The sequence below is a fragment of the Trinickia mobilis genome (assembly GCF_017315705.1).
Taxonomy (GTDB): Bacteria; Pseudomonadota; Gammaproteobacteria; order Burkholderiales; family Burkholderiaceae; genus Trinickia_A; species Trinickia_A mobilis.
Map to the genome: position 1 here is coordinate 156,413 of NZ_JAFLRF010000011.1, position 14,103 is coordinate 170,515.

At 63.3% G+C, this 14,103-nt stretch carries 11 protein-coding genes; 7 read left to right on the forward strand and 4 right to left on the reverse strand.

The features are described 5' to 3' along the window. The first annotated feature begins 92 nt into the window (after positions 1–92). Positions 93–962: a patatin-like phospholipase family protein gene (locus J3489_RS17490; RefSeq protein ID WP_207000040.1), complete on the forward strand. Its 870-nt coding sequence runs from the start codon at positions 93–95 to the stop codon at positions 960–962. 131 nt (positions 963–1,093) lie between these two features. Here the strand turns inward: J3489_RS17490 and J3489_RS17495 are convergent, their stop codons facing one another. Continuing rightward, positions 1,094–2,134, reverse strand: a complete 1,041-nt coding sequence (locus J3489_RS17495; protein WP_207000043.1) for a D-2-hydroxyacid dehydrogenase family protein — start codon at positions 2,132–2,134, stop codon at positions 1,094–1,096. Between the two features lie 345 nt (positions 2,135–2,479). On the opposite strand from J3489_RS17495, the gene J3489_RS17500 reads away from it, so the two are divergent. Both J3489_RS17500 and gvmR read left to right on the forward strand, forming a co-directional pair. Beyond that, a complete protein-coding gene (locus J3489_RS17500; RefSeq protein ID WP_207000045.1) occupies positions 2,480–4,336 on the forward strand; it encodes a phosphoenolpyruvate carboxykinase (GTP) in 1,857 nt (618 codons plus the stop codon). A gap of 342 nt (positions 4,337–4,678) precedes the next feature. Continuing rightward, on the forward strand, positions 4,679–5,788 hold the full coding sequence (gene gvmR, locus J3489_RS17505; protein ID WP_207000047.1) for a transcriptional regulator GvmR: 1,110 nt from the start codon (positions 4,679–4,681) through the stop codon (positions 5,786–5,788). 175 nt (positions 5,789–5,963) lie between these two features. Here gvmR and J3489_RS17510 read toward each other — a convergent pair whose 3' ends face one another. The 3 genes from J3489_RS17510 to dprA form a co-directional block, all read right to left on the reverse strand. Further along, positions 5,964–8,624, reverse strand: coding sequence for a DNA topoisomerase III (locus J3489_RS17510; RefSeq protein WP_207000049.1), 2,661 nt, complete (start codon positions 8,622–8,624; stop codon positions 5,964–5,966). Positions 8,625–8,832: 208 nt separating this feature from the next. Further along, positions 8,833–9,210, reverse strand: coding sequence for a thioredoxin family protein (locus J3489_RS17515; RefSeq protein ID WP_207000051.1), 378 nt, complete (start codon positions 9,208–9,210; stop codon positions 8,833–8,835). Positions 9,211–9,298: 88 nt separating this feature from the next. Further along, positions 9,299–10,504, reverse strand: a complete 1,206-nt coding sequence (gene dprA / locus J3489_RS17520; RefSeq protein WP_207000187.1) for a DNA-processing protein DprA — start codon at positions 10,502–10,504, stop codon at positions 9,299–9,301. Positions 10,505–10,767: 263 nt separating this feature from the next. Here dprA and def point away from each other — a divergent pair, with 263 nt between their 5' ends. The 4 genes from def (at position 10,768) to htpX (ending at position 14,071) form a co-directional block, all read left to right on the forward strand. Beyond that, a complete protein-coding gene (gene def / locus J3489_RS17525; protein ID WP_207000053.1) occupies positions 10,768–11,271 on the forward strand; it encodes a peptide deformylase in 504 nt (167 codons plus the stop codon). 83 nt (positions 11,272–11,354) lie between these two features. Beyond that, positions 11,355–12,347, forward strand: coding sequence for a methionyl-tRNA formyltransferase (gene fmt / locus J3489_RS17530; protein ID WP_207000055.1), 993 nt, complete (start codon positions 11,355–11,357; stop codon positions 12,345–12,347). A gap of 120 nt (positions 12,348–12,467) precedes the next feature. Beyond that, entirely contained in the window at positions 12,468–13,109 is a 642-nt protein-coding gene (locus J3489_RS17535) for a LysE family translocator (protein ID WP_207000057.1), read from the forward strand. A 104-nt stretch (positions 13,110–13,213) separates the two neighbouring features. Continuing rightward, positions 13,214–14,071 carry a zinc metalloprotease HtpX gene (htpX, locus tag J3489_RS17540; RefSeq protein ID WP_207000059.1) on the forward strand — a complete coding sequence of 286 codons (858 nt, stop codon included), beginning with the start codon at positions 13,214–13,216 and terminating at the stop codon, positions 14,069–14,071. Positions 14,072–14,103: the final 32 nt, after the last annotated feature.

Sequence of the window (14,103 nt, forward strand, 5' to 3'; positions counted from 1 at the left end):
AATCCAAACACAGCTGCGGCACGTCTGCGCCTGTCTCGGAAACAAGCGCGGCAGGAGACAACGTACGGCGCGCCTGAAGGAAAACGGAAAGCATGTTCGATCAGGTCGTATTCGCGGGAGGCGGCAACCGCTGCTGGTGGCAGGCAGGCTTCTGGGACGTGGTGCAACCGGAAATCGGCCTCGAGCCCCGTGTGATCACGGCGATCTCGGCGGGCGCGGCAACCGCCTGCATGCTCTACACGCGCGACGCCGACTGGGTAATGCGCTATTACGACGACGTGCTGCGCCACAACACAAAAAACGCCTACTGGGGCAATCTCTTGCGGCGCGGCAAACCTGTCTTTCCGCACTATCGGATCTACCGCCAGGCGCTGCTCGACATCTACGGCGAGTCGTTCGCGAAGCTCGCGGATGCGCCGGAGATTCGCGTCGGCGTCTCGCATTTGCCGCGCTGGCTCGGCGCGCGCAGCGCGGTGGCCGCCGGGCTGATCGCGTACAACATCGAAAAGCACGTGCGCAAGACGCTGCATCCGACGCTCGGCCGCTCGCTCGGCTTTCATCCGGAATTCGTTCGCGTACAGGACTGCGCGCGTGTTGAAGATCTCGCCGATCTGATCCTGCAGTCGTCGTGCACGCCGCCGTTCACGCCGGTTCTGCGGCGCAACGGCCGTCCTGTGCTCGATGGCGGGATGGTCGACAACGTGCCCGTCGGCGCGCTCGACGCCGCGCCCGGCCGCGTGCTGGTGATGGTGACGCGGCTCTATCCGCGACCGCAGACTTTCACGGTCGCGCACGGCGAGCAGCAACGCGTCTACGTACAGCCGTCGCGCAAGGTGCCGATTTCCAGTTGGGACTACACGAGCCCGGCGCAAATGCGGCCGGCGTACGATCTCGGCCGCGCCGACGGCGAGCAGTTTCTACAACGCTTACCGGAAATGTTGGATGCCGCAGCGCGCGTTTGATATTCAACGCGCGATGGCAGGCCATCGCGCGGCAACGCTGGTCGAACGTCAGCGCGGTTCGGCAGGGCTTGCAATAAGAAAGCGGCGCCGAGCGTTGCTCACGCTCGGCGCCGCCATCCTGATCCGCTCATTCAGCGCGAGTCGCGTTCGCGTTGCCGGTTATGGCGGCGCGCGCCGGAAATTGCCTCGGGATTCGCGACGCTCGTCGTATCGCCGCGATCGAACGCGAGGATGTTGTTGAACGCCGCGCTGAAATACAGCTCGTAGCTTCCCCGCTCGACATAGCCGATGTGCGGCGTGCAGATCACGTTTTCCATCCGCAGCAGCCCGTAGCCTTGCAGGATCGGCTCGCTTTCGTAGACGTCGACGGCCACCATCCCCGGCCGGTTGCGCGCAAGCGCGGCAGCAAGCGCACCCTCGTCGAACAGCTCCGCGCGGCTCGTGTTGACAAGCAGCGATGTCGGCTTCATGCGCAGCAAGTCGTCGAGCTTGACGATGCCGCGCGTGTCGTCGTGCAGGCGCAGATGCAGCGTCAACACATCGCTTTGCTCGAAGAACGCTTCACGGCTTTCAGCGACGTCGTAGCCGTCGGCCTTTGCCGCTTCGACCGAATGCTCGCGTCCCCAGATCATCACCTTCATCCCGAAGGCCTTGCCGTAGCCCGCGACGAGCCGGCCGATCTTGCCGTAGCCCCAAATGCCGAGCGTTTGCCCGCGCAGCACTTGCCCGAGCCCGAAATTCGGCGGCAGCGCCGATGTTTTCAGTCCCGACTGCTGCCACGCGCCTTGCTTCAGGTTCGCTACGTATTGCGGAATGCGCCGCTGTGCGGCCATGATGAGCGCCCAGGTCAGCTCCGCCGGCGCGATTGGCGAGCCGACGCCTTCGAGCACGGAAATGCCGCGCTCGGTACACGCTTCGAGATCGATATGGCCCGCGATTTTTCCGGTTTGACTGATCATGCGCAGATGCGGGCATTTGTCGAGCAACTGCGAGGTGATGCGCGTGCGTTCGCGAATCAGCACGAGCGCATCGACTTCCGCGAGACGGCTCGCCAACTGACCGAGGCCGCGCACCGTGTTGTTGAATACTTTGACTTCGTGATCCGCAAGCAATTGAAAACAATCGAGCTTGCGTACCGCGTCCTGGTAGTCGTCGAGAATGGCAATCTTCATAAGCAGGTGTGTTTTGCAGCGCACGATGTGCGCATTAAATGGAGTGATATCCTTGACGCTCCAACCTGTGGTGTGAAGCACAAGCTGGCATGAGCGATGCGACGCCAGTCATCACGATGCTCATTACTGTGGATAGACAGGACTCTCACTTTTTAACAGCTTGTTGCGTCAAGACGCAAGCCATGAGCAACAATGGCCGCTGCCCGCAAGCTGAATGGCTCCTGACGTCATGCAATTCGGCACGCACAGGGGTTTCCCCAATGCCGTGCGAACGCGCCTCTCGCCCGCAGCGTCAGCGAGCGCCTACCGTTTCACTTTTCACAATCACAAAACGGAGACAGCTCAATGAATCATGCCGCCTTTGGAGGCCAATCCACACTTGAAGCACCTGCCTACATCAAGCATCGCCGGCTGATCGAGTGGGTCCAGCGCATCGCTGCGTTGACGAAGCCCGAGCACATCGTCTGGTGCGACGGCTCGCAGGACGAATACGACCGCCTGTGCGCCCAAATGGTTGCAGCCGGTACGCTGAAAAAACTCAATCCGGAAAAGCGGCCGAACTCTTATCTCGCGTGGTCCGATCCGTCGGACGTGGCGCGTGTCGAAGATCGCACTTTCATCTGCGCGCAGCATCGCGAAGACGCTGGGCCGACCAACAACTGGATCGAGCCCGAGCAAATGCGCTCGACGCTCAACGGCCTGTTCGACGGCTCGATGCGCGGCCGCACGATGTATGTCGTGCCGTTCTCGATGGGGCCGCTCGGTTCGCCGATCGCGCACATCGGCATCGAGCTGACCGACAGCCCCTACGTCGTGACCAACATGCGGATCATGACGCGCATGGGCCGCAAGGTGTACGACGTGCTGGGCGCCGACGGCGCGTTCGTGCCGTGCGTGCATTCGGTCGGTGCGCCGCTGGCCGAGGGTGAAGCCGATGTGAGTTGGCCGTGCAACGACACGAAGTACATCGTCCACTTTCCCGAGTCGCGCGAAATCTGGAGCTTCGGCTCGGGCTACGGCGGCAACGCGCTGCTCGGCAAGAAATGTTTCGCGCTGCGCATTGCGTCGGCGATGGGCCGCGCCGAAGGCTGGCTCGCCGAGCACATGCTGATCCTCAGCGTGACGTCGCCGGAGGGCCGCAAGTACCACGTCGCCGCGGCATTCCCGTCGGCGTGCGGCAAGACCAACTTCGCGATGCTGATTCCTCCGCAAGGCATGAGCGGCTGGTCGATCTCGACGATCGGCGACGACATCGCGTGGATCAAGCCCGGCAAGGATGGCCGTCTCTACGCGATCAATCCGGAGGCCGGCTGCTTCGGCGTCGCGCCGGGCACGAGCGAGAAGACCAACTTCAACGCGATGGCGACGTTGAAGGCGAACGTGATCTTCACGAACGTCGCGTTGGCCGACGACGGCGACGTCTGGTGGGAAGGCATGACCGACGAGCCGCCCGCACACCTCGTCGATTGGCAAGGCAACGACTGGACGCCCGCGATCGCGAAGGAAACCGGCCGCAAGGCGGCGCACCCGAATGCGCGCTTCACGGCGCCGGCGTCGCAATGTCCGTCGATCGACGCCGACTGGGAGAACCCGGCCGGCGTCGCCATCGACGCGTTCATCTTCGGCGGACGCCGCTCCACCACGGTGCCGCTCGTGACCGAGGCGCGCACCTGGGTCGAAGGTGTCTACATGGCGGCGACGATGGGCTCGGAGACGACCGCTGCGGCCGCGGGCCAGCAAGGCGTCGTGCGCCGCGATCCGTTCGCGATGCTGCCGTTCTGCGGCTACAACATGAGCGACTACTTCGGGCACTGGCTGAGCGTCGGCGGCAAGCTCGAGGCGCTTGGGGCAAAGCTGCCGAAGATCTTCTGCGTGAACTGGTTCCGCAAGGGCGCGGACGGCAAGTTCGTCTGGCCCGGTTTCGGCGAAAACATGCGCGTGCTGCGCTGGATGATCGGCCGCATCGAGTCGCGCGCTGTGGGTACCGATCACGCATTCGGCGTCTCGCCGCGTTACGAGGACATCGACTGGCAGGGCCTCGAGTTCACGCGTGAGCAGTTCGAAGAGGTCATTTCCGTCGACGATGCTGCCTGGCGAAAGGAGCTGGCGCTGCACGGCGAGCTTTTCGAAACTTTGCGTCACCGCTTGCCGGAGGCGCTTACACAAACCAAGATCGCGTTCGAGAGCCGCCTCCACGTGTAGGAGTGGGGATCGTCGCGTTGTCGGAAAGGCCGCCTTCGGGCGGCTTTTTAAATTTCGCGGGGCAATTTCTTCAAATTAGAGGGCAGCAACAAAAAATCCAGTTCGACCCCGTCGGCACTTTTAAGCGTTTCTCGCCTGGAGTACCGAGCCGCGTTTAATTGTCGATTGTTTCTTAAAACGGAATGATCGATAGCCTCCGCATGCACCAAAACAAACAATCGACAAAAGCCCACAAGAAATCTGCTCTCGTTGAGCAACTCTGCACGAATTCTCCAGTCGTAGGACAATTACTTATTGTGTTTCTCACGTTTCCGTACCCTGAAGCCGCTGCAGGAGTTGTCAATGGATCATTTGCAGTCAATGCGCGTGTTCGTCAAAGTGGCGGATCTCGGCAGTTTCGCTCGCGCCGCCAGCGCGATGGACATCTCGAACGCAGTCGCCACCCGTCATGTCGCCGACCTGGAAGGCCGGCTGGGCACGCGTCTGCTTAATCGCACCACCCGCAGCCTCTCGCTTACCGAATCCGGTCAGGTTTATCTCGAGCGCGCGCGGCAGATTCTCGACGAGCTCGAAGACGTCGAACAGATGGTCGTCGCGCGCAATCACGAGCCGGTCGGCACGCTGCGCATCGTCGCGCCCGTCGTGTTCGGGCTGCATAACCTCGCTCCGGTGCTGCAGACGTACACGGAGCGCTATCCGAAGGTCGTTCCCGATGTGACGCTGGTCGACCGGCAGGTCGATTTGGTCGAAGAGGGTTTCGACGTCGGTATCGTGATCGCGCGTCAGATGCGCAGCGCGAGCATCGTCACGCGCCGCCTCACGACCGGCTGCCTGACCGTTTGCGCGACGCCGGCCTACCTCGAGAAGCATGGCGTGCCGACGCGCCCGGAGCATCTGCTAGAGCATCCGTGCTTGAGCCTGCCGTCCGAGTATTGGGGCGACGAGCGCGTGTTCACGGGGCCGGATGGCGAGATGCGTGTGCGTCCGGCGAACGTGATCATCGCGAACAACACGGAGATGCTGCGCCAGTTCGCCTTGCTCGGCATGGGCATCGCGATTCTGCCGAGCTATCTGATCGGCAGCGACATGACGCGCGGCCGCCTCGTGCGTCTCCTGGGCGATTACCGCTTGCCGCAGGTCGAGATCAACGTCGGGTATCCGAGCCGCCGCCATTTGCCGGCGAAGGTGCGCACGTTCATCGATCACCTGGTCGAGCATTTCAGCCAAACGCCCAACAGCCAGCTGGGCGAACAGTGGATCAAGGGCGGCATGGTGCGGCCGGTCGCGGCGGTGCCGGCAGCTGTCGAATTGCGCGCGGGCAAGCCGGGGTTCGCGCACGGCGATGGCGGTGAGCGCCCTGAGTTGATCGATGCCGAATTGGCGCCGAAAGTGGCGAAATCGCCTCGCACGCGTGCGCCAGAGCCTTGGCCGCTGTACGCGAATGAGCACTGAAAGGCGCGGCGGGAAGCCGGCACTTGGAAAACAAAAGCGCAGTCAAGGCTGCGCTTTTGTTTCGGACGTACTCTTTATTGGGGCATTCAGATGCGCAGGACGTTGAGCGCCCGTTAGGCCTTGGGCATCTCCCCGCCGCCAGCAGCCGGCAGAAAACCGGCTGCCCACTAGACAGTTATGAGCCGGTCTTCCGCGCCGGCGTCTTTCTTGCCGCCGTCTTGGCCGCCGGTTTTTCGGCAGTGCTCTTGGCCGTCTTCGCTGTGGCCCTCACCGCGGTTTTCTTGGCGGGCACGGCAGCTTCATCGGCGTCTGCGCCCGCCGCTTCAGCAGTCTTCGCCGCTGTTTTCGACGCAGTCTTCGCAGCCGTTTTCGCCGACGGCTCCTTCTTTTCGAATTCGAAGCCGATCTTGCCGTCGCTCTGCTTGACGAGGAACGCCTTGAAATTGCGACCGGTTCGGGACGACTTGAAGTTCGTCAGCAAATCTGTGCGGCCTTCGTCCAGCAATTTTGCCATCTGCTCGCGGGCGATCTCCTGCTGAAGGATGACCTTGCCCGAGCGGAAGTCGCAGGTCTTGGGGCTCGCCACCGAGTTCTCGCAGACGTAGCTCATGCCGTGCTCAAACACGCGTGCCTTGCACTTCGGGCACGCGCCGACCGACTGTTGCTCCGAGAAATCCGGCGCGTCGCCGTCCTCGCCGCCTTGATCCTGGCCGAAATCGAACTCGAGCTTGTGGTTCTTCGTTTCATCGTCGAATGCGAGCTTGAGGATGGCCGAGAACGGCCGGCCCATCTTGCTGCGGAAGCCCGACAGCGGGCCGATTTCCTTCTTCTGCAGCAGCTCTTCGACTTCCTCGATTTCGAACTGGCGGCTGCCCGGGATCTTCGAAATCGAGAATTCACACTTCGTGCAAGCGAAGCGGCGATAATTTTCCTTCACTTGGCCGCCGCAGTTCGGGCACGGCGTGGTGAGCGTCGCATAGTCGCCGGGGATCGTGTCGGAGTCGTATTCTTTCGCCCGCTTGACGATGGTCTGCGTCATGCGGGCGATCTCCTGCATGAACGCATCGCGCGGAAGATTGCCGCGCTCCATTTGCGAGAGCTTGTATTCCCATTCGCCCGTCAGTTCCGGCGCCGTCAGTTCCTTCACGCCGAGGCCGCGCAAGAGCGTCATCAACTGGAACGCCTTCGCCGTCGGAATCAGGTCGCGGCCTTCGCGCAACAGGTATTTTTCGCCGAGCAGGCCTTCGATGATCGCCGCGCGCGTTGCCGGCGTGCCCAGACCCTTCGCGGCCATCGCCTCGCGCAGTTCGTCATCCTCGACGAGCTTGCCCGCGCCTTCCATGGCCGACAGCAAAGTCGCTTCGTTGTAGCGCGCAGGCGGCTTGGTGGTGAGCGCGTGAGCTGCGATCTCGTCGGTCTTGACCTTCTCGTTCGGCTGGACCGGCACTAGGTTCGCGTCCTCGCCGCTCGTTTCGCGGCCGTAGACCTGCAGCCACCCCGGCTCGACGAGCACCTTGCCTTCGGTCTTGAAGCGATGGCCGGCGACTTCGGTGAGCCGCGTCGTCACTTTGTACTCGGCGGCCGGGAAGAACACGGCGAGAAAGCGCTTCACCACGAGGTCGTAGAGCTTCTGCTCGGGCTCCGATAGCGCCTTCGGCGCCTGCAGCGTCGGGATGATTGCGAAGTGGTCGCTGATCTTCGAGTTGTCGAAGATGCGCTTGTTCGGCTTTACCCAGCCCTTGTCGAGCACCTGCTTCGCGAACGGCAGGTAGTTGTTGCTTTCCTTGAGCATGTCGAGCGTGCTCTTGACGGTGCCGAGGTAGTCCTCCGGCAGCGCGCGTGCGTCGGTACGCGGATAGGTGAGCACCTTGTGCTTTTCGTACAGCGCTTGCGCGAGCCCTAGCGTGTTCTTCGCAGAGAAGCCGAAGCGGCCGTTCGCTTCGCGCTGCAGGCTCGTCAGGTCGAAGAGCAGCGGCGAAAGCTGGGTAGACGGCTTCGATTCCTCGGTGACGGTGCCGATCTGCTCGCGGCACGCGGCCACCACGGTTTCGGCCGCGGCGAGGCTCCAGAGGCGTGAGTCGCGCTTTTCCGGATCGAACTCCTCTTTCTTGAACTTCGGATCGAACCAGCGGCCCTCGTAGAAGCCGCCGGCGCAGACGAACTGTGCGCGCACTTCCCAATAGTCGCGCGGCACGAAATTGCGGATTTTCTCTTCGCGTTCGACGACGATCGACAAGGTTGGCGTCTGAACGCGGCCGACTGTCGTCAGGAAGAACCCGCCGCCCTTGCTGTTGAACGCGGTCATCGCACGCGTGCCGTTGATGCCGACGAGCCAGTCCGCTTCCGAGCGGCAGCGCGCCGCATCGGCGAGCGGCCGCATGTCCTCGTCGCTGCGCAGATGGGCAAAACCGTCGCGGATCGAGGCGGGGGTCATCGACTGCAGCCACAGGCGCTGCACCGGCTGCTTGGACTTCGCGTGCTGCGCGATCAGGCGGAAAATCAGCTCGCCCTCGCGCCCCGCGTCGCATGCGTTGATGAGGCGGTCGACGTCCTTGCGCTTCATCAGCTTCGTCAGCACCTTGAGCCGCGATTCGCTTTTCGCGATCGGGTTCAAGTCGAAATGGGGCGGAATGACCGGAAGGTGCGCAAAGCTCCATTTGCCGCGCTTTACCTCGTATTCCTCGGGGGCAGCGATCTCGAGCAGGTGGCCGACCGCGGACGAAAGCACGTAGTCGTCGCTCTCGTAGTACTCGTCATGTTTGGTAAAGCCGCCCAGCGCCCGCGCGATGTCGTTCGCGACAGAAGGCTTCTCCGCAATAATCAGTGCTTTGGACATGACTGGATGTGAGGTGTGTGGAACGGGGTCAAAACCCGGATAGTGGTCTCATTAACGACCGCTTTATAGCACACGGCGTTCCGCTTGTTTAAAAACGCGCGCAATGTTAAGTGCGGGCCGCGCTGAAGACAAGCAAGCCGACAAGCAAGCGGCGCTCGGCTCCCAGCCGGTGCTGAGAGCGGCCGGGGCAGAAGGGGGCGCTTGCGAGTCAGGCTGCGGCGAGCGCCGGGCGCAGCTTCGGCGCGCCGATGGAGTTCGGCAGCGCGGTCAGATCGGACAGCATGCGCTCGACGATCGACAGGTGCGGCAAGACGGTGCCGAAAAAGCGCGTGGTGACGCCGTCTTCTATCAGGATCGTCGGGAAGTTCTCGACGTCGAGGTCCTCGAAGCGGTCTGCGTGGGTTTCGACGTCGATCCAGGCGAAGCAGATGTCCGGGTGCGCGTCGGCGAGGCGGTCGAAACCCGTGCGGTAGTCGCGGCAGGTTCCGCACCATTCCGCGCACAGGCAGGCGACCAGGAGGGTATCGGTGTCGTTGATGCGCTCGGCGATCCGGTCTGCGTCGGTGTCGAGATTCAGCGCTGGCATTGTGTTTCCTTGCGTTCTTTTCTGAAGTGCGAACTGCTTGCGGCGACTGTAGCACGGCTCTCGCGGGGCGGCGCGTTCGTCGGTACGCTTAGCCGCGCTCGATGCGCGCGAAGCGCCCGCCCGGCAGCGCCGTCAGCCGGCCGGCGAGTTCCAGTTGCAGCAGCGTGCTTTGCAACGTCGAATTTTCCATCTCGGTTCTGGCCGCGAGGATTTCGAATGTCGCGGGCGCATGGCCGAGGGCGGCGAGCAGGCGCTCGGCTTGGGCGTCCAGCGGTGGTGGGAGCGTGCTTGGCGTTCCTGCGGGCGCGGGTGCGGCTTGGAGATTCGCCGAAGCGCCTGACGACCGGCGCTTTGCTGGCGCACCGGCCCGCGCGATGGGCAACGAACGTTTTGTCCCAACGCCGACGCCGAGTTCGTCCAACACCTCCTCCGGCGTCTCGACCAGTTTCGCCCCTTCCCTGATGATGCGGTGACAGCCGCGCGAAAGCGGCGCATGGATCGAGCCGGGAATCGCGAATACATCGCGCCCCATCTCGTTGGCGAGGCGCGCCGTGATCAGCGAACCCGAGCGCAGCGCGGCTTCAACGATCAGCACGCCGCTCGAAAGCCCCGCGATCAGCCGGTTGCGCTGCGGAAAATGGGCGGGCCTCGCGACCGTTCCGAGCGGCCATTCCGACAGAATCACCCCTTCCGCGGCGATCCGATGCGCGAGTGCGTGATGCTGGGCCGGATAGACGATGTCGGCGCCGGTGCCGATCACGGCGGTCGTGCTGCTGCGCCCGGCCAGTGCTCCGCGGTGCGCTGCGCCGTCGATGCCGATCGCGAGACCGGAGACGACGCTCAAGCCGGCATCCGACAGGGCGCGCGCGAATCGGGTGGCGTCTTCGAGCCCCTGTGGCGTCGCATTGCGGCTGCCGACGACAGCGACGCTCATTGCGTGCAGCAAATCCATACGGCCTTTTACATATAGCAGCGCTGGCGGATCGGGCATCATGAGGAGCGCCGGCGGGTAGGCCGGATCACCTAACGTGACGATCTCGTTGCCGGACTGCGCGCGCCAGAGCGCCGTGTCGGCGAGCTGCTGAGCAAAGCCCGGAGGCGGTTCTGCGAGCACGGCTTGCGCAACGGCCTCTCCGGCGATCGCCGCCAGCGCGTGAAAAGGCGTGGCGAGCACGGCTTCGGGCAAACCGAACGCGTCGAGCAGTGCGCGCAGCGCGGTGGGCGAAAGTCCGCGCGCAGTGGCAAGCCGCAGCCACGCGGCGAGTTCGGTGTCGGTCATCGGCAAGGTCTGCATGGCGGGTCGGGCCTCGAGCGCCGCCTGCGGGCGTCCAGGCAGCATGCTAAAATTTTCATCATCCGAAATACAATGCAGCGCCGCGCAAGGTCGCGGGTGTCCGTGGCTGCGTCCAAACAAGGTGAGTTGAATCTGCTGGGTTCAGTCGACATCTTCGAGACGCGTCGCTGAGCCCGCAAGCTGACCGATCGGTCTATTGCCGTATCCGGCGTTTTTCGTCACGGTATTGCTTTGCGCGACTGCATCCGACCACTTTCAAGATCATGGCCTTACTCAGCATCCTCAATTACCCCGATAAACGCCTGCATAAAATCGCGAAACCGGTCGAGGCCGTCGACGATCGCATCCGCAAACTCGTGGCCGACATGGGCGAGACGATGTACGCGGCGCCCGGCGTCGGCCTCGCCGCAACGCAGGTCGACGTGCATGAGCGCGTCATCGTGATCGATGTGTCGGAGACGCACGATCAACTGATGGCGTTCATCAATCCGGTGATCCTTTGGTCGAGTGACGAGCGCAAGATCAACGAGGAAGGCTGCTTGTCGGTGCCGGGCATTTACGACAGCGTCGAGCGCGCCGAAAGGGTGCGCGTGCGGGCGCTGAACGAGAAGGCTGAAACGTTCGAGATCGACTGCGACGGGCTGCTGGCGGTCTGCATCCAGCATGAAATGGATCACTTGATGGGGCGGGTGTTCGTCGAGTACCTGTCGCCGCTCAAGCAGACGCGCATCAAGACCAAGATGAAAAAACTCGCGCACGCGATGTAACACCCTGCGCCGGGTTTTGCCCGGGTTTTGCCCGGGTTTTGCCGTTAACGCGCTCACTTGCTGTTTATTCGAATCTCACCCCTATGGCTCCCACGTTGCGCGTCGTTTTTGCCGGAACGCCGGAATTCGCAGCGGCTGCACTAGCCGCCGTTCATACAGCCGGATTTCCGGTGCCGCTCGTGCTGACCCAGCCCGACCGGCCCGCCGGCCGCGGCATGAAGCTTCAGGCGAGCGCCGTCAAACGCTACGCGCAGGAACACGGGCTTGCCGTCTCGCAGCCGCCGTCGCTGCGCCGCGCGGGGAAGTATCCCGCCGAAGCGGCCGCCGCGATCGATCAGCTTCGCGCGACGCCGCACGATGTGATGGTTGTTGCCGCATACGGCCTGCTGCTGCCGCAGGAAGTGCTCGATATCCCGCCGTACGGCTGCATCAACATTCACGCTTCACTCTTGCCGCGCTGGCGCGGTGCGGCGCCGATTCATCGCGCGCTCGAAGCCGGCGACGTCGAAACCGGCATCACGCTGATGCGCATGGACGCGGGCCTCGATACGGGCGCGATGCTGACCGTGGGCCGCGTGCCGATCGAATCGAACGACACGACCGCTACCTTGCACGACAAGCTAGCGGCTGAAGGCGCGCGTCTGATTGTCGATGCGCTCGCTGAGCTTGAAATGAGCGGTACGTTGCAAGAAACGCCGCAGCCCGAAGAGGGCGTGACGTACGCCGAAAAAATCGGCAAGCACGAAGCCGCGCTCGACTGGCGCCGGCCAGCCGCCGTCTTGGCGCGGCAGGTTCGCGCGTTCGATCCGTTTCCGGGCGGCGTCGCCACGCTCGGCGACGGTACGGCGCTGAAAATCTGGGCGGCAGAGCCAGTCGCTGTACGCGGTAACGGCACGGCCGAGCCTGGCGCGATCGTCGAGGTTTCCGCAGACGGCGTCGTCGTCGCTTGTGGCGAAGGCGCGTTGCGCTTGACTCAATTGCAGAAGCCGGGCGGCAAGCGTCTGCCGGTGCGCGAATTCCTGGCCGGCGCGGTCCTCTCGGCGGGACAGCGCTTCGGATTGCCCGAGTCGCAATGAGCGTTACGTCGGGGAGGCGGACGCAGCACCTAGCCCGACCGGCCAGGTCGCGCGGCGGCTGCGGCGCGCGTTAGAATCGTCCGTGCGCCTCGTTCTCAAATACGCCACTCAAGGTTCGCCATGTTCGGCATCGTCCACTTCGCGTTTTTTATCGCCGCCGTCTTCCTGCTCAATGTGACGCCGGGGCCGGATACGGCTTACATCGTTGGCCGCAGCGTGGCGCAGGGGCGCGGCGCGGGCTTGATGTCGGCGCTCGGCATTTCGGCTGGCTGCTGCGTGCACTCGCTCGCATGCGCGTTCGGGTTGACTGCGCTGCTGGCGGCATCGGCAACCGCTTTTACGGTCATCAAGTTTGTCGGTGCGCTGTATCTGATCTATCTCGGCGTGCGCCTCATCTTCGCGAAACCGGAGAAAGCGGAGGCTGCGGGCAACGCACGCGCAGCGGGCGGTCCGAAGTCGTTGAAACAACTCTTCATGCAAGGCTTCTGGACCAACGTCCTGAATCCGAAAGTCGTGTTGTTCTTCGTGTCGTTCTTCCCGCAGTTCGTCGCCGCGGACAGCGAGCACAAGACGCTCGCGTTCCTGTCTCTCGGCGTCGTGTTCGTGCTGATGAGCATGGTGTGGAACAGTTTCGTCGCGTGGATCGCCGGCAGCGTCACGCAACGGCTGGGCGGCAAGCCCGCGGTGAAGCGGTGGCTGGATCGCGGTGTCGGCAGTGCGTTTGTCGGGCTCGGCATCAAGCTCGCCACCACGCGGCACTGATTGAATTTTTTGCGCTCGCCCTGATCTAACAAAATCCTTGCAATTCTCTGCTCGCCAATTGGGCGGAACAAGGCGTGGTGCACGCAAACAGGTTAGGAGCAAGCATGTTCAATTGGGTCAAAACGGCAATGCTGATGGCCGCGATCACGGCCCTCTTCATTGTGATCGGCGGGATGATCGGCGGGCATCGAGGCATGATGCTGGCGCTCCTCATCGCGCTCGGCATGAATTTCTTTTCGTACTGGTTCTCGGACAAGATGGTCCTGCGCATGTACAACGCACAGGAAGTGGACGAATCGAGTGCGCCCCAGTTCTACCGGATGGTCCGCGAGCTGGCCACGCGTGCGCAATTGCCGATGCCGCGCGTCTATTTGATCAACGAAGACGCACCGAACGCGTTCGCCACGGGCCGCAATCCCGAGCACGCGGCTGTCGCCGCCACCACGGGTATTTTGCGCGTGCTGTCCGAACGCGAGATGCGCGGAGTCATGTCGCATGAGCTCGCGCACGTGAAGCATCGCGACATCCTGATCTCGACGATCTCCGCGACGATGGCCGGCGCGATCTCGGCGCTCGCGAACTTCGCGATGTTCTTCGGCGGTCGCGACGAAGAAGGGCGGCCGAGCAATCCGATCGCGGGTATTGCCGTCGCGCTGCTCGCGCCTATTGCAGGTGCGCTGATACAGATGGCGATTTCGCGCGCGCGTGAGTTCGAAGCGGACCGCGGCGGCGCGCAAATCTCCGGTGATCCGCAGGCGCTCGCCTCGGCGCTCGACAAGATCCATCGCTACGCGCAGGGCATCCCGTTTGCGGCTGCGGAAGCGCATCCGTCTACGGCACAGATGATGATCATGAATCCGCTGTCGGGTGGCAGTATCGCGAATCTCTTCTCGACGCACCCGGCAACAGAAGAGCGGATTGCCCGCTTGATGGAAATGGCGCGCACCGGGCGATTCGATTGACGCGTGATATCAGGCGCAATGCGCACGCTCGT